Here is a 16,514-nt window from a genome sequence, read left to right as displayed (position 1 = left end):
AGGCATAGATAGGGAAAAGAGAACGTATAAAATGACAGATAAAAGGACGTGACAGTAACCGTGCAAGAAGTACAAATGTATCAAATTAAAGAAGTAAGAGAAAAGGATGCTGAAGTGGTTCAGTTTGTCATGAATATGCGAAATGAACTGTTTCCTATGCTGGAAAAAAATCAGCTTCCTGTGGATTTGCTTCATTTTAATGAACATTATGTTCAAGCGAAAGGCGCTGCTTTTTTTGCAGCTGTTACGGAAAGTCAACAAGTAATTGGGACCATTGGTTTATACGCTTACGATGGACGGTTTCATGCATTAAAAGAGCGATATGAACATAGAACTGCAGCCGAGATTGTAAAGTGCTATGTGGATCCAGCGTACCGACGTCTAGGCATCGGACAGCAGCTGTTAAAAGCGGTTGAACAATTTGCCCAAAGTCATTTTTATGACACGCTGTATCTGCATACTCATCCTTTTTTACCTGGAGCTATTCCTTTTTGGGCTTCACAAGGCTTTATCAAAAGGCTAGCTGAACAGGATGAACCATGGAATACGCTGCACATGGACAGAAAAATACAATGAGTCATAACGTAACGAGATAATACAGTAATTACCATGGAATCTATATACGGGCTCGTGCTATAATGAACGTAACTTACATTTATAGCCTGTAGGGCAAGTCCTTACAGAAAAGAACCACGTTTCGAATTGGCTGAAACGTGGTTCTTTTCTATGAAAAACAAATAAAAAAATATTTTTGAAAATATATATATGAAATCGCTTTCAATATAATGAAATATATTATATAATTACTAGTGTTGTGTTGTACTTTGTTAGTGTTAAATCAATATCCTACATGTGTGAGCCGATTGCCTTATGGTAGTCGGCTTCCTTTTTATGGTAGGATCCTAAAAGGAAATAGCATTCGTTAAAATGGCTGTAATCGTCATGATGATAGTTGTCCCAAAGGCCCATTTAAAAAGGAACTTTTGATGCTCGCCGAAATCTACTTTAACCAGTCCGATCAGAATGAAAGTAGCAGGCACTAAAGGGGATAGAGGAAACCCAGTTGTGGAATGTCCCAATAAAGCTGCTCGTCCTATTTCTACCGGTTCTACGCCAAAATTAGCGGCTGTATGGCTAATAACAGGCAAAATGCCAAAGTAATAAGCATCAGGTGAAAACACAAAGCTAAGAGGAAGGCTCGTTATTGCTACAACTAAGGGTAGGTGAGAGCCTAGCCATTCAGGAGTAAGACTGACAATTGTATTGGCCATAGCGTGCATCATTTTTGTTTCTGTAAAAACGCCTGTAAAGATTCCTGCTGCAAAAACTAATGTACTAACCATTACAAAGCTGTTTGCATGACTTAAGATTCTTTCCTGCTGCTCTTTTGGATGAGGAAAATTAACAAATAAAGCAATGGCAAAGGCAATGGCAAATAAAATGGGAATAGGGAGTATGTCTAAGATCAAGAGAGCCATTAAGCAAAGTGTCAATAAGGCATTAAACCAAAAAAGTCTAGGCGGCTTTGCAGGTGGCTCATGAGCTGAAAGCTGTTCAGCAAAAGCCATGGATGCCCCTTTTAAATGAATGGTTCCTAAGCGCGCTTTCTCTTTTTTTCCAAGTAAGTATGCTGAAAATAAAGTCCACATCAATCCGGCTGCCATAGCTGGAATCAGAGGGTTAAATAAATCTGATACTTCTAATTGTAGACTTGCTGCCGCTCTTACTAGAGGACCTCCCCAGGGAATCATATTCATAACACCCGCGCTTAAACTAATAACACACGCAAGTATTAGTCGGTTCATTCCTAATTTTGTGTACAAAGGAAGTAAGGCAGAAACCGTAATTAAAAATGTAGAAGAGCCATCTCCATCCAAGCCAACGAGCATTGTAATAACGGCAGTTGCCATTACAACTTTTAAAGGATCTCCTTTCACAATGTTTAGGATACGAGAAATCATAGGATCAAATAAACCGACGTCAATCATTAATCCAAAATATAAAATAGCAAAAACGATCATGATGGCCGTAGGAGCTACTTTCAAAATACCTTTCATCATCATATCTCCCATATCAGCACTAAAACCTCCAATTACCCCAAAGAAGATAGCGACAAAAATAAAAGCAACAACCACGGACAAGCGTTTACTAATAACAAGAAAAAGAAACGTTACAATCATTCCAAACCCTAACAAAGAAAGCATTATTCATCACCTCTTAAAAAAGTTAGAAAATTCTATTAATTTATATTATAGCATTAGAATTAATGTTAAAGTTTGGTATTTTTAAATAAGATAGCTTCAAACTAAAACTACAAACTAAAAAAGCCGCCTTATAGGCGACTGATTTAAGCTAGGTCAGCTGTTATGGACTGCTTTTGAAGATGATCAGAAAGCAGGCTGTAGGCGATAATCTTCTTTTTGTATTGTTTCACGACGTCGACATGATCATGATAGCTGTATACGCATAATCGAACATCGTTTTTCCCTTTTTTCGTATCGATAACAAGTGGAGTTTCACTGTCTTCTAGGCGTTTATAATAGTCCTTATTTCCTTCATGGACATAATATTGTTTTAAAAATGTTGCTTTATTAAAATAATCAATCACTTGAATTTTATCTTTGCCTTCTAAATGTTTCCCATCAACTGTGACAGTAGCGTTTTGATCATCAAGTGTTGGATGTAATTGGAACTTGCTCAAGAGCCATTTGACAACTGGAGTTGGAAGACACGTTACTAATATTTTGAGCGCACTTATAAGAATAATGGAAAGTAGTACAATCCATGTCATAGTTAATCATCTCCGCTTAAATTAAATAAGATTACATACTTATTTTACCACAGAGAACATGATTGCTTTTTGTACATTATGTGAACCTTCTTTAGTGAAAAGATGTATATGAAATGCGTTTATTTATGCATATTTAGGGAAATATAAAATTATAACAAATACTACATATAAAAAAGGAGAAAAAATTATGTTGTGGACGATTATTGGACTTTTATTTATTTTTTGGTTATTAGGATTAGTTTTTCATATTGGCGGCGGCATCATTCACATTCTTCTTGTCATTGCAGTGATTGTGCTGATCGTAAAACTTGTGAAACGAATTTAGATATAAAAGGCCTTTCCTTAGGGAAAGGCTTTTTATGTGGAGAGATTATAAAAACAAGCTGTATTTCGATATAAAAAATCATATGTTTCCGTTACAGAAACCCTTTTGAGACGTGCTATTTCCTGAACGGACTGATGCATCATTGATGGAACAGTTGTCTGGTTTTGAAAAGGTCCTTCAAATGGCCACGGACCATCTGTTTCAATCATCAAATAGTCAAGAGGGTAATCCGTGGCAAGCGCTTGGGTTTTAGGCTTATATACAATATCAGGTGTAACGGAAATATAGTAACCGTTGTTTTTCATTCGTTCAACGGTTTTTTTAGCTCCTTTGAACCAGTGGAAGTGAGCTTTAGACACAGAATATTTTTCTAGTAAGTCGCACACGATCTCAGCATCTTCATATACAGCATGCAGAATTAACGGCTTTCCCCACTTTTTTGAATGAATAATAAAAGCTTCAAGCAGCTCCAAATAGGGCTCTAGAGAAAGAGTATATGTCTGCCTTAAGTAATAAGGTAGGCCAACCTCACCAACAGCGATCATTTCTTCATTGTTTTGATCAATCCAAGCAAGCAGCTCCGCTAATTCATTTGAAGAAGGCAGCATTTGTTCAGGGTGAAATCCGTAGGCGGGTTTCACGCAGGAATATAACTTGCTGATTTTTTGATTAAGTTGGCATGAGTGTAATGTAGAAGATACAGAAATAAGCGCTTTTAACGAAGGATCCTGCTTAATTACGTCTTTCCAGCTTTTCGGTTCATATTGATCGAGATGAATATGAGAGTCAATGATTAGTTTCATAATTCCCATTCCTTCCAGCCCAATTTGTTTAGAGATAATACGTAAAAAAAATGTATAAGTCTGCTATGCTTTCATCTCATTCTTTATTTGCTTTTTAGTTGCGTTTCCCCGTTTGGTAATAGATGAACACGTATAAATAATAAGAGCTAACCAAATGAAACTAAAAGCAATAACATGAGCTTTTGTCAGCGATTCATGGTATAGAACCACTCCTGCTAGTAAAGACAAGGTTGGTGAAATATATTGAAGAATACCAAGCATTGATAATGATACTTTTTTAGCACTTTTTGTGAATAATAAGAGTGGTAGAGCTGTGACCATTCCACTTCCCATTAATAAAAGACTTGTTGAAAAAGAATCAAAAAACTGCAAGTGTGATTGAAACGTGAGGTAGCCTATGTACACTAATGCAATAGGAGAGATGACCATCGTTTCAAGAGTTAATCCAATTGTTGAATCAGCTTTAATCTTTTTCTTTGCCAACCCATATAATCCAAAGGTAAGAGCTAAACTAAGTGAAATCCACGGAACTACACCATAATGAAGACTGAGTGTTAATACTCCGATTCCTGCTAGTATAAAGGCAAAAATTTGAGTCACGCTTAATCTCTCTTTTAAGAAAATGATACCTAATAAAACACTTGTTAGCGGATTAATATATTGGCCAAGGCTTGCCTCTACTATTTTCCCCTCGATGACAGCCCACATAAAAATGCCCCAATTGGCACTAATAAGTACAGATGCAATAAAAAGGGACCAAAATAAGGATGGTTTTTTCACTATTTGTTTTACAAACGTAATGTATGTACGCCATTTCTTTGTCATTAATAAAAGAATAAGCATAAAAATAAAAGACCAAAAAACGCGCTGAGCTAAAATCTCACCTGGTGCTACGTGGTGAACCAGCTTCCAATAAATTGGCGTGAGTCCCCACATAAGATAAGAAAGGACCGCATACGTCACACCATCTTTGTCATGATTTAAGTTCATTTAAAATCTTCTTCCTAGCATAAGATAAATTTGGTAGTAAGAGTCATAGATTAACATAAAAAAGCAGCATAAACGATTATATCACAGAGAAAAACGATTCTTTACATGTTGAATGGCTCAAAAAATCGCTATGCGCAAGACCATTGCTTTTCCATATCTAAAATAAAACCAAATCGCATGTTCCTACTAAGGTAAGTGCTTACAAAAGTGCGCATGATAAGCGTTCCTTCAGCTTATATTCAAGTGGTTATGAAAAACAGTTGATTTCCCCATTAGAAACTGTCAAGCTTAAGGAAGAAAAAAATCTTAGAGGAAAGAATATATAGGTGACGAATATGATCGAAATAAAAGTGTCTGCAATAAGCGACGGAGAATTTAATAGAGGTGTATTTGCTAAGCAGGATATAAAAAAAGGAACGCTTATTCACGAAGCTCCTGTTATCGCTTATCCTAATAAAGAGCATGATTTTATTGAGAAAACAACACTAGCGGATTATGCTTTTGAATATGGAGTGAATCATACGGCTATTCTTTTGGGGTACGGTATGCTGTTTAATCACTCGTATACACCCAATGCTACGTATGAAATTAATTTTGACAATCATACCTTTGATTTTTATGCATATACGGATATCCAAGCAGGAGAAGAAATTCTCATCAACTATAATGGAGATGAAGATGATCAAGAGCTCCTTTGGTTTGATCGTGAAGATGAAGAAGAACAAAAGTAAAAAGTTAAGCCCATCGAAAATCGATGGGCTTTTTATTATGCTTTTTTATCTGGATACATAGTAGAATTCAAACGGATGAATTGGTAAATATGCGTAATAATAACTTTTAAAACGGCATATCCAGGGACGGCTAAAATGATACCGATGATTCCGAATAAGTTTCCGGCGGTTAGAATGACAAAAATGACTGTAATCGGGTGAATGTCTAGGCTTCTTCCCATAATTTGCGGAGATATTACTTTCCCTTCAAGCAATTGAACAACTGCCCAGACAATGGCTAGTTTTACAAGCATGAAAGGAGAGGTAATAAACGCAATAATAATGGCTGGGATAATGGCGATAATAGGACCAAGGTAAGGCACAACATTGGTTACCATGGCGATAATCGCTAGAAGTAATGCATAATCTAACCCAATAATCAGATAGCCAATGAAAAGCAGTACACCTATACAAATCGCAACAAAAATTTGTCCGCGAATATATGCGCTTAATGCGTGGTTCATGTCGGCTAAAATGAATTTTGCTTCAGAACGAGAGCGGTTTGGAAGCAGTTTTACAATGTAATTAGGCAGATTTTTCCCATCTTTTAATAAGTAGAAAAGAATAAAGGGTAAAACGGCAACCGATAATATAATTTCAGTAATGGTGCCGACAAAGTTCACAATACCGCTTGAAAATCCAGAAACATATTTACTCAAGTGTTTTGATGCATCTTTTGAAATCTTATCTAGGTCCGTGTTAGCCGACTGAAGACCCTGTTCGACATATCGGTTATTTGAAAGATTCGTCACCGCATGCTGAACGTCATGCGTCAGCTCTGGGATATTATCAATAAGGCGGTCAACTTGATTTTTTAGAGGCGGAATAACCGATGAAATAATAATGGCTAATGCGCCGATAATCACTATGTATAAAACAAGAATGGAAATAATTCGTTTTACACCTTTTCGTTCTAAAAAGTCAACAAGCGGATTAAATAAATAAAAGCAAATTCCTGCTAAGATAATCGGCAGTGCGATTGTTTTAATAAAAATAGAGATAGGAATTAAAATAAATCCGATTTTTGATAACGAAAAAATAGTCATGCTGAGAATAAAAATAATAATTGTATATACAACAAATTTATTATTTAAGATTTTTTCTCGGAAAAAAGTTCCTTTCTGAGGTCTAGGTTCCAAGCTGTTCAACTCCTTTTAAAAATAAATGTATAGTTATCATACCCTGATTTAGCCTAATTTAAGAGGTTTTTTTACAAAGAAGTGTGCATACTAGTAGAAAATCTTCTAGAAAGAAGGGGTGAAATCATTGAAAGAACACAAACAGCCATCGTATCGTGATTTCTCTACAGTAGAAAAAAGCCACGAGTATATAACCGCTGAAGAATTTCCAGACGGTCCCTTCGGCTCTCCGGTTAATCAAAAACTGGGGAAATCTACTTCATGGGAAGAAGGGCAGCGAACGTATAGCGCATTTAATTATGAAAACAAAAACCTTCATGAAAAAGCTCAAAGGTTATTCCCAGGGGCCCACCCTGTACATGATAACCCAAAGGAACATGAACAAAATCCAAGTTAATGTCTTTATTATGCTCTGAATATATTGCCCTATCTTTTTGCTGAATTATATTGACAATAAGAAATTTAGCCTGTAATATAAAACGTAACTTATCACTGTTTCTACAGGATTCGACAAAATTTGATTTGCTTAAACTTGTGATCTCAACTTCTATTTACAGCTATTAGAGCGCTGTAAGTAGAAGTTTTATTTATGTTATCGATGAAAAAGAAAAAGCAGGTCTGCTTCAGCAGACCTGCTTTTTTTATTATTGAACAGCGTCAAATTTATTTACTTTCCACTGTGAACCAGATTTATAGAATGTGACAGTGCGTTTTACGCTGCCTCCATCTACAGTTGGAACTGTGAATTCATAAGAGCGAACTGTTGCTGTTTGATACACAAGTTTTGTTTTTGCTTTTGACCATTCTAACATGCTGAATCCGTCGCCGATTGGGTGTGCAAGTTTGCCGTTATATGTGATATAGCCGTAATTTGTTAGTCCTTTTTCTACTGCACTATTTGTAAATGTTTCAGATAAGTAGCTTGATAGCTCAGCTTTTGTATCAAATTCAGGGCAAAGGTACACGTACTCAGTTCCTTTATATTCAAATGTACGTTCTGTACATGGTTTGTTTTTATAACCGTGCAGAGCACTCCAGAAATGATTGCTGGCACTAGCTGCAATTTTGACAGCATTTGCATCCGTTAGTGTTGTAGATGTTGTTTGTGCTGTAACTCCAGTGCTTAGTGTAAAGAAAATAGCGATTGATGATAAAACTAGTCCAATTTTTTTCATTTCTAACTCACTCCTAATTAATTAACCTTATTTATGTAACAATTATGTGTTTTATATTTCTTTTGTTACATTTATATTACAATAAATCTGTAATAAAAGAAAGTGTTTTGTCTTTTTTTCTTAAATTTTTTTAGATTTTTACTAGTTTCTGAAGTAGATATAATAAATAAATTGCGAATAAATGTTGATTTACCAGGGCTTTTAAATCGATTTTTCTATTTTTTATTCGTTTTGTTACAAACAATCTTTTTGTAACAAAACTGTAATAAAAGAAGCTGAATACTTTTACGATACAGAAAAATAAAGATAAAACGGTGAAAAAGAGATTCCAAAAGTTTATTTTCCTTTTTTTGGGCATATTTCTTTTGCGGTTTTGAGCTTTTTAGTAGAGTAGATTAAGAGGAGGCGAAATCATGAAAGCCATTATACATAGTGAGAAAAGCGGGATAGCAGGCATGAATTACAGAGATTTTCAGGAGATGCCCCCTGAAAGAGGAGAAGTAAAAGTAAGGTTAAAAACAGCAGGTTTAAACCGGAGAGATTTATTTGTTATGAATAATCGAGGCAAAGGAGATAAGCCGTTTATTCCCGGTTCAGACGGTGCAGGTATTATAGAAGAAGTGGGAGAAGGGGTAAAAGGTTTAAAAACTGGAATAGAAGTGATCATTAATCCAAGTCTGGAGTGGGATCGTATAGAGGACATTCCGTTTACGCCTAAAATTTTAGGTGGTCCATCGAATGGAACGTTTGCAGAGTATGTAATCATAAAAGCGGATAATGTTGTGCAAAAGCCGCCTTATCTATCTTGGAAACAAGCGGGAGTTCTTTCATTATCGGCTTTAACTGCGTATAGAGCTCTCTTTACAAAAGGGCAGTTAAAAAAAGGAGAACATCTGCTTATTCCTGGTATAGGGAGCGGAGTCGCGACTTATGGCTTGTTATTCGCAAAAGCTATCGGAGCTGACGTAACGGTTACTTCTAGAAGTGATGAAAAAAGAAAGCAAGCCCTAAAGTATGGAGCTGATTGTGCATTAGACAGTGGAAGTAACCTAACAGAAGAAATCAACGATAGAAAAGTAGATATCATACTTGATAGTGTAGGCGCAACTTTATTTCCGTCTTATTTTGAAATATTAAAGCCAAATGGAAGAATTGTTAATTTCGGGGCGAGTTCTGGAAATGAAGTTGAATTGCCTCTAAGAACCATTTTTTATCCTCAATTCAATATACTTGGTACGTCTATGGGAAGTCAGGAAGAATTTGTGGACATGATGGATTTTATAGAGAAACATCAAATTAAACCAATCGTCGATAGATTTTATCCGTTGTCTGAGGCAGTTGCAGCTTGCGAACGATTAGATAAAGGAAAACAATTTGGCAATATAGGTTTACTTATTTCAGAATAAAAAGATCCCCAGCGCTAACTGGGGACCTTTTTATATAATCAAACGTTTGTTTAAATGAAAAAAACAAGGTAATAACAGGATTTTTAGCAGTTTTGTATCATAACCACCAAGCTAACAAAAAGGTGACAAATCCCCCTAGTATCAAAAATCCCATGCTGTATTTGAGCGTGTATTTGAACAGTTCACCTTCTTTTCCGGCTAAACCTACTGCTCCAGCAGCGACAGCAATTGATTGAGGAGAAAGCATTTTAGCCATCACGCCGCCGGCAGTATTAGCCGCTACAAGAATAATTGGCAAGACATTAATTTGCTGTGCTGTAGTTAGCTGCAAGTTGCCGAACAGCGCATTATTCGATACGACAGACCCCGTTAGAAATACGCCAATCCAGCCAAGAAATGGAGATAAAAATGGAAAATAAGCAGCTGATGTAGCGAGTGCCAATCCAAGTGTAGAAGACTGTCCTGAATAATTTGAAATAAAAGCAAAAGCAATAACCATCATTATCGTCATAATAGGTCTTGATAGTTCTTTTACGGTTTCCAAAAGAGTAGTCCATGCCACCTTTGGCGATACGTTAAGCAAGAAAACTGAAAGGATACAAGCGATAAGAATTGCTGTACCTGTTGCTGCAAATACGTCTATTTTTAAGACAGCAGCATAAGGCGTAGGATCCTTTACTAAAGGAGCTGCTTTAATTACATGATTGTGTAAAAATGGGACGTTAATAAGCAGGTTCATATGTTCAAGCATCGTTTTGACAAAAGAAACGCTCCAAGCCGTAACGAGTATCGTTAATAGAATAAAAGGAGACCAAGCCTTTAAAATTTGTTTTGGTGACAGGCTGAAGCTTTTAGCTGCTGCCGGGCTTGTTCGTTTAATATAAAAAGCAAGAGCAAGCAAACTCACAATAGAAGATGTGATGTTTGGAAGTTCAGGGCCGATGTATGTAACAGTTAAGTACTGCGTCAGTGCATAGGAAATGGCTGTGATGCTCGTTGCTTTCCATACGTCTTTTAATCCTTTTATTCCATCCATAATAAAGACAAGTAAAAAAGGGATAAGAAAAGAAATAATCGGAAGCTGTGTGCCAAGAAAATGAGCAATTTCTTTTGGATCAATGCCAGATACTTGTCCTGCGACAATGACAGGAATCCCCATGGCGCCAAACGCTCCTGAAGCTGTATTAGCAATTAAACATAGCGCAGCTGCTTTTAACGGTTTGAATCCAAGCCCAACTAGAAGCGCTGCTGTAATGGCAATTGGAGCTCCAAATCCCGCTGCTCCTTCCAAAAAAGCATTAAAGGAAAAAGCAACAAGCAGCATTTGCAAGCGGGGGTCATCGGTTATTGAAATAATAGATTGTCTAATGGTAGTAAACTGTCCGCTTTTGACAGTTAGCTTGTATAAGAACACCGCGCCGATAATAATATAGCTGATGGGCCAAAGTGCATACAGAAACCCATAGCCTGTGGCTCCTAAGACCATTGAGGCAGGCATATCATAAAAATAAATAGCAATAATCATAGAAAGAAGTACCGTAATACTGGCAGCAATGTGTCCTTTTAATTTCAAAAGAGTTAAAGCAATAAAGAAAAAGATGATGGGGATGAGTGCAATTAGTGCAGAAAGCCAAATGTTATTTAACGGATTATATACCTGAGTCCACGTCATATTCATACACCTCTACTACATATTTAAAACAAGGGAGCGGGGGAGTCCCCCGCAAAAATCTTTTGATGTTACACAAAAGCTCTGTCGCGAGTTTGCTTAAGAATGCTAGCAGAGTGCTCGAGCTGCTGCTGTTCGTGAGGAGTTAAATTCAATTCAATAATTTGGCGCACGCCGTTTTTATTAATAATGGCTGGTACGCCTATATACACATCAGAAATACCATATTGTCCTTCTAATAAAGCAGATACCGTTAAAATAGAATTTTCATCATCTAAAATAGCCTTGGTGATGCGTACAAGTCCCATCGCAATTCCGTAATAAGTCGCTCCTTTTCGATTAATAATATGGTAAGCCGCATCGCGGGTTTGTTCGAATAGATGCTGCATATCCGGCTCTTTTTCAATAGCGGCAGTATTAATAAAATGTTCGAGCTTCACACCGCCAATTTGCGCATGGCTCCACACAGGAAATTCCGTATCTCCGTGTTCGCCCATAATATAAGCGTGAACGTTGCGAGAATCTACTTCGAAATAGTCGCTCAGCAAGTAGCGGAAGCGAGCTGTGTCAAGAATCGTTCCTGAACCAATTACCCGTTCGTTTGGTAACCCTGATACTTTTTGTGTAACGTGTGCAAGAATATCCACTGGATTTGTTGCGACTAAAATGATGCCGTCAAATCCGCTGTTCATAATATCTTTTACAATGCATTCAAAAATTTTAACGTTTTTTTCAACTAGATCTAAGCGCGTTTCCCCTGGAGCTTGATTAGCGCCCGCTGTAATAACTACTAAATCAGCGTCAGCACAGTCTTTATAATCTCCAGCCCAGATTTTCATTGGTGTGGCAAATGGCATTCCATGATTGATATCGCGTGCTTCGCCTTCTGCTTTTTCTTTGTTCATATCGATTAACACTAATTCATTGGCAATACCTTGATTCACCATTGAAAAAGCGTAGCTTGAGCCAACAAAACCAGTTCCGATAACGGCAACTTTTCGTGTTTTTGGTGTGAATTGTGTTTTCATTTGTATCATCCTTTGAATTTTATTTTGTGATGTATTTCACAATGTTAGTGTAACAAGAATAGATACCCTCGGCTGTGATAAAAATCACACCCTTTAAAAAATAGTAAACAATTTTACAGGGCAATTTTAAAAAAAGGTCCTTCTACATGAAGTGCCACATTCAGAAAGATCTTAAACGTTTAAAGTGTTGAGTAAAGGCAACTTGTTTTGCAGAAAGCTAAAGAGTTTAACGTTCTCTATTTGTATGTTAACAGCCAATAATGTTTCTATAGACCCACACGAAATCCATTTGTTACACTAAGTTTGCTTATTTTGAATAAAGGAGTTGAAGGGATGGAGAACTACTATGAGCAAGCCCAAAAAGGCGCTTGGGTTAGTATCTTATCATATATCTTTTTATCAGCATGTAAACTTACTATTGCAGGTGTCACCGCTTCCTCTGCATTAAAAGCCGACGGTCTTAATAATGTCACAGATATTATTGCATCAATTGCCGTCTTAATCGGTTTAAAAATCTCTAAAAAACCTCGCGATAATGATCATCCTTACGGACATTCCAGAGCGGAACATATCTCTTCACTTATTGCTTCTTTTATCATGATGGTCATCGGACTAGAAGTATTGGTCGATGCGGGTCAGTCATTATTTATGGATAAATCTGAAGCGCCTAATTTACTGGCTGCTTGGGTAGGTCTTGGAGCCGCTGCCGTTATGGGTGGTGTCTACCGATATAATATTAAGCTTGCTAAAAAACTTGATAGCCAGTCTTTATATGCGGTTGCTAAAGATAATTTGTCTGATGCACTTGTGAGCATAGGGGCTGTTGTGGGAATTTTCGGCTCACAATTCGGCCTGCCCTGGCTGGACGTGGTAGCTGCTTTTGCTGTGGGGATTATTATTTGTAAAACAGCCATCGAGATTTTTAAAGAAGCGGCTCATTCTTTAACGGACGGATTTGATGAAGAAAAGTTAGGGCACTACAAAGAAAGCATTGGGCTTGTAAAAGGGGTAAAAGAAGTAGAAGATGTGAAAGCGCGCAAGCTTGGTAATCAAGTCGTGATTGATGTAACGGTTAAAGTAGATCCTCATTTAAATGTTATTAAAAGCCATGAAATTGCTGATCAAATTGAACATATGATGAACGATGAGCATCAGATTAAAGATACGCTTGTTCATATTGAACCTGATGCATACGAAAAGCAAAAATAAAACCAGCACGTTCTTTCGCTATGAAAGGATGCGCTGGTTTTATTTTGCGGGAATTTGAAATAAATCACAAAAACTTCTTCAAAAATGAAAATAAAAAGCCGTTATTAGTAATATAAAGATTTTTGTAGAAGGGTGAGGGAATGAAGAGGTTGAGTGCAAAGCTCGTAGTATTTTTTAGTATTTTTATAGCTAGTTTATTATTAGTTGTTTCAGGGGCTGTTTATCAATTTACCAAAACACAGATAGAAAAAGATGTAGAAGTTCAGTCTCAAAGTCAAGTGAAAGAGCTAAAAGAAACGATTCATACGTACTTAGACATGTATAGTCGTTCTTTGCTGACGTACAGTGAGAACGATGTAATCGTTAATTTTGTTAAGCAGGAAGGAAATGGAACAAATCAAGAGAAAAATCCTTATTTTACATGGAATACAGTTCAAAAAGAGTTTACACAGTTTAAAGAAAAGTATCCTAATTTAGTACTTGAATACATAGGTACAAAAAATAAAGGAATGTATTCTGTTCCTAAGCAAGAGTACGGATCAGGTTATGACCCGACTTCAAGAGTTTGGTACAAACAAGCAGTGGCATCACCTGATCAATTAATTTATACGGATCCATATGAGGATGCAGCAACAAAAAAGACGGTCGTGACGATTGCAAAGGCTATTTTAGATCCAGCTACTAAAAATGTGCTGGGCGTTATAGCTACTGATTTAGACTTAGATGCATTAAAAAACATTGTAGGCAAAGCAGAAGTAAATCACGGTGGGTATGCATTTTTATTTGATCAAAATGGCACAGCGCTCGTTCATCCAACAGAAGCTGGAAAAAATTTAATGAATCAGCCATTTATGAAAAAAATGTACGAAGCAGACCGGAATAGAGATTTCATGAAGTATACCTTTCAAGGTGAAGAGAGAGTCATGGCATATGATACTCTCGAAGGAACGAATTGGAAGATAGGAAATGCCTTTATTTATAATGAAATGCTCTCAAGCGCTCATCATTTACTGACTGTTATTGTCTGGATTGCGTTAATTGGCATCTTATTATCAGTGGTGTTAACCATCTTTTTCTCAAGAATCATTACAAATCCAATTCGCCGCTTGAAAAATGAAGTAGCCAAAGTAACAGCTGGCGATTTAACAGTTCAGGTGAAGACGAAGTCAAAAGATGAAATTGGTGAGCTTACTCATTTATTTAACGACATGGTAGCTAAAATGAAAACATTGATTGGCACGGTTCAGACGTCTGTTGAGACAGTAAAAACGTCCGTTGAAGACTTGAGTGCTGTATCTGAAGAAGCAACTGCATCCAGTGAAGAAATTGGCCGGGCTATCCATGAAATTGCCAGCGGCGCCACGCAGCAGGCTTCTGATGCTGACTCTACTAATCACAAAACGATGAGTTTATCTTCGCAAATTGAAGAAGTCATTGAACAAAATGCCCAGATTAATAAAATGACGATTGAAGCTGTAACCATCAATGAAAAAGGTTTAAAACAAATGCAGCTGCTTCGCAACCAAACCACTGAATCGTCTCAAACGATTCACGCTGTTCAAACTGTAATGGAAGAATTAACAAGTAAGATGAAAGAAATTGAATCTATTATTTTCACGATTAATAGTATTTCAGATCAGACAAATTTGCTTGCACTAAATGCTAGTATTGAAGCAGCACGTGCAGGAGAACATGGCAAAGGATTTGCGGTAGTAGCTGAAGAGGTGCGAAAGCTTGCTGAACAGTCCTCTCAGGCCACTGAACAAGTTCGCCATACGATTGCAGCGATTCAAGGGGAAGTCGCAGCTGCGCGTGAAGAATGCAACCGTACAGAAGAGCTTTCAAAGTCTCAAGATTTTGTGGTAGGAGATACAGAACAAGCTTTTCATGAAATTGCAACCACGATTGAACAAGTGGCGGCGGCTGTCGAACATGTGACAAGCAGCATGGACAGTATTGATGAGCATAAGGAAGACGTGGTAGCGGCCATTCAAAGCATAGCAGCTATTGCACAGCAATCAGCTGCGGGAACTGAAGAAATTACGGCTTCTACAGAAGAACAAATTAGAGCTATTTCTACTGTTTCTCAATCGGCTGAACATTTGCAAGAGATTAGTGAAGAATTGGCGAACTTGATTCGTCAATTTAAAATTAAATAAAAAAGAGCGCCAATAACATATTGGCGCTCTTTTTTATTTAATAGGAAAACAAGTTGCTATCGGTAAAAAAACCTGCTGATCTGGAGGTGCAACAGCTGACACGCGCTGATGAGTAAATGGATGTATAAAAGAAAGCTTAATGGCGTGTAAAGCTTGCTGCTGTTCTTTCAATTTCTTTCCTCCATAAAGCGTATCACCAAGTAATGGATGGCCAATGTGACTCATATGAACACGAATTTGGTGAGTGCGTCCGGTCTCTAGCGAAAGTTCAATAAGCGTTTCATTTTTTGCCGTATTACGCTTCAACACCCGATAAGATGTTTTGGCAGCTTGTCCCGTTCTAGATACTCTTCTTCTCGTAGCGTGATGACGATCGCGTCCAATAGGTTCATTAACGATTCCTTCTTCTTTTTTTATGATTCCTTGGACGAGGGCAATATAAGTACGATTAATTTTACGTTCAGCGAGCAGCTGATCAAATACAGAGCTTGCTACAAAGTGCTTCGTGAATAAGATAGCACCCGATGTATCACGATCTAAACGGTGAACGTGTCTAGGCTTTGTTTTAAGGCCAATTTTTTGAAAATAAGCAGCTACAGCATTTAAAAGAGTTTTTTGATCTTGCTCTAATGAAGGGTGAGTATCTAGGTTTATTGGTTTATTTACGATTAGTACGTGCTCATCTTCAAACAAAATCTCAATCTCAACATTGTAAGGTGTTATTTCATTAAGCTCCGCTTCAAAAAAAGGAAGTGACACTGTATCATTTTCCTGAAGCGTGTTTCTCCATGGTAAAGGTTCACCGTTTAGAAGCACATTTTTATTCATCCGAAACTGATGCAGCGTTTTTTTGGGAATACGCCATTTTGTTTTTAAATAATCTTCAATCGTTTGACCTGCATCATTTTTGCCGATTTTATCTTCTAGCCATTGGCCGTGTATATTCATATTTGATCCCTTCCTTACATACTAGTAAATATCATTTGATCTTTAAAAAGAACTTGTAAATAATTAGGAGGAAATAACTACCTGAAGTTCTCGTTTTATGTT

At 37.1% G+C, this 16,514-nt stretch carries 15 protein-coding genes and 1 pseudogene; 7 read left to right on the top strand and 9 right to left on the bottom strand.

Going from position 1 to position 16,514, the window contains the following annotated elements:
• Nucleotides 1-60 precede the first annotated feature (60 nt).
• The gene (locus tag N178_RS12245; RefSeq protein ID WP_052942389.1) at nt 61-576 is read left to right on the top strand and encodes a GNAT family N-acetyltransferase; all 516 of its coding nucleotides are present in this window, start codon (nt 61-63) and stop codon (nt 574-576) included.
• A gap of 326 nt (nt 577-902) precedes the next feature.
• Here the strand turns inward: N178_RS12245 and N178_RS12240 are convergent, their stop codons facing one another.
• Nucleotides 903-2,204: a CitMHS family transporter gene (locus tag N178_RS12240; protein WP_045292466.1), complete on the bottom strand. Its 1,302-nt coding sequence runs from the start codon at nt 2,202-2,204 to the stop codon at nt 903-905.
• A gap of 143 nt (nt 2,205-2,347) precedes the next feature.
• Nucleotides 2,348-2,791, bottom strand: coding sequence for a YfmQ family protein (locus N178_RS12235; protein WP_045292465.1), 444 nt, complete (start codon nt 2,789-2,791; stop codon nt 2,348-2,350).
• A 187-nt stretch (nt 2,792-2,978) separates the two neighbouring features.
• On the opposite strand from N178_RS12235, the gene N178_RS26580 reads away from it, so the two are divergent.
• Entirely contained in the window at nt 2,979-3,116 is a 138-nt protein-coding gene (locus N178_RS26580; RefSeq protein ID WP_013055244.1) for a lmo0937 family membrane protein, read from the top strand.
• A gap of 32 nt (nt 3,117-3,148) precedes the next feature.
• Here N178_RS26580 and N178_RS12230 read toward each other — a convergent pair whose 3' ends face one another.
• A complete protein-coding gene (locus N178_RS12230; protein ID WP_045292464.1) occupies nt 3,149-3,919 on the bottom strand; it encodes a TatD family hydrolase in 771 nt (256 codons plus the stop codon).
• A 63-nt stretch (nt 3,920-3,982) separates the two neighbouring features.
• Nucleotides 3,983-4,909, bottom strand: coding sequence for an EamA family transporter RarD (rarD, locus tag N178_RS12225; RefSeq protein ID WP_045292463.1), 927 nt, complete (start codon nt 4,907-4,909; stop codon nt 3,983-3,985).
• Nucleotides 4,910-5,244: 335 nt separating this feature from the next.
• Between rarD and N178_RS12220 the strand changes: the two genes are divergently transcribed.
• A complete protein-coding gene (locus N178_RS12220; RefSeq protein WP_013055247.1) occupies nt 5,245-5,640 on the top strand; it encodes an SET domain-containing protein in 396 nt (131 codons plus the stop codon).
• Nucleotides 5,641-5,675: 35 nt separating this feature from the next.
• Here N178_RS12220 and N178_RS12215 read toward each other — a convergent pair whose 3' ends face one another.
• Nucleotides 5,676-6,818, bottom strand: coding sequence for an AI-2E family transporter (locus N178_RS12215; protein ID WP_013081622.1), 1,143 nt, complete (start codon nt 6,816-6,818; stop codon nt 5,676-5,678).
• Between the two features lie 127 nt (nt 6,819-6,945).
• Here N178_RS12215 and N178_RS12210 point away from each other — a divergent pair, with 127 nt between their 5' ends.
• Complete coding sequence (locus N178_RS12210) at nt 6,946-7,215, top strand: hypothetical protein (RefSeq protein ID WP_045292462.1); 270 nt, start codon at nt 6,946-6,948, stop codon at nt 7,213-7,215.
• Between the two features lie 247 nt (nt 7,216-7,462).
• Here the strand turns inward: N178_RS12210 and N178_RS12205 are convergent, their stop codons facing one another.
• Complete coding sequence (locus N178_RS12205) at nt 7,463-7,993, bottom strand: IseA DL-endopeptidase inhibitor family protein (RefSeq protein ID WP_045292461.1); 531 nt, start codon at nt 7,991-7,993, stop codon at nt 7,463-7,465.
• Between the two features lie 413 nt (nt 7,994-8,406).
• Between N178_RS12205 and N178_RS12200 the strand changes: the two genes are divergently transcribed.
• Nucleotides 8,407-9,399, top strand: coding sequence for a zinc-binding dehydrogenase (locus tag N178_RS12200; RefSeq protein ID WP_045292460.1), 993 nt, complete (start codon nt 8,407-8,409; stop codon nt 9,397-9,399).
• 97 nt (nt 9,400-9,496) lie between these two features.
• Here N178_RS12200 and N178_RS12195 read toward each other — a convergent pair whose 3' ends face one another.
• Complete coding sequence (locus N178_RS12195; RefSeq protein ID WP_045292459.1) at nt 9,497-11,077, bottom strand: lactate permease LctP family transporter; 1,581 nt, start codon at nt 11,075-11,077, stop codon at nt 9,497-9,499.
• 62 nt (nt 11,078-11,139) lie between these two features.
• Entirely contained in the window at nt 11,140-12,096 is a 957-nt protein-coding gene (locus N178_RS12190) for an L-lactate dehydrogenase (protein ID WP_013081626.1), read from the bottom strand.
• A gap of 333 nt (nt 12,097-12,429) precedes the next feature.
• On the opposite strand from N178_RS12190, the gene N178_RS12185 reads away from it, so the two are divergent.
• Together N178_RS12185 and N178_RS12180 are read left to right on the top strand one after the other, a co-directional pair.
• The gene (locus N178_RS12185) at nt 12,430-13,305 is read left to right on the top strand and encodes a cation diffusion facilitator family transporter (RefSeq protein WP_045292458.1); all 876 of its coding nucleotides are present in this window, start codon (nt 12,430-12,432) and stop codon (nt 13,303-13,305) included.
• 140 nt (nt 13,306-13,445) lie between these two features.
• The gene (locus N178_RS12180) at nt 13,446-15,464 is read left to right on the top strand and encodes a methyl-accepting chemotaxis protein (RefSeq protein ID WP_045292457.1); all 2,019 of its coding nucleotides are present in this window, start codon (nt 13,446-13,448) and stop codon (nt 15,462-15,464) included.
• Nucleotides 15,465-15,501: 37 nt separating this feature from the next.
• Here the strand turns inward: N178_RS12180 and N178_RS12175 are convergent.
• Nucleotides 15,502-16,412 (bottom strand): annotated as a pseudogene (locus tag N178_RS12175) (RluA family pseudouridine synthase).
• Nucleotides 16,413-16,514: the final 102 nt, after the last annotated feature.

Origin of the sequence: Priestia aryabhattai B8W22 (assembly GCF_000956595.1) — a bacterium.
GTDB lineage: Bacteria > Bacillota > Bacilli > Bacillales > Bacillaceae_H > Priestia > Priestia aryabhattai.
The sequence above is the reverse complement of the archived record's forward strand: the minus strand, read 5'-3'. Positions and strand labels throughout refer to the sequence as shown.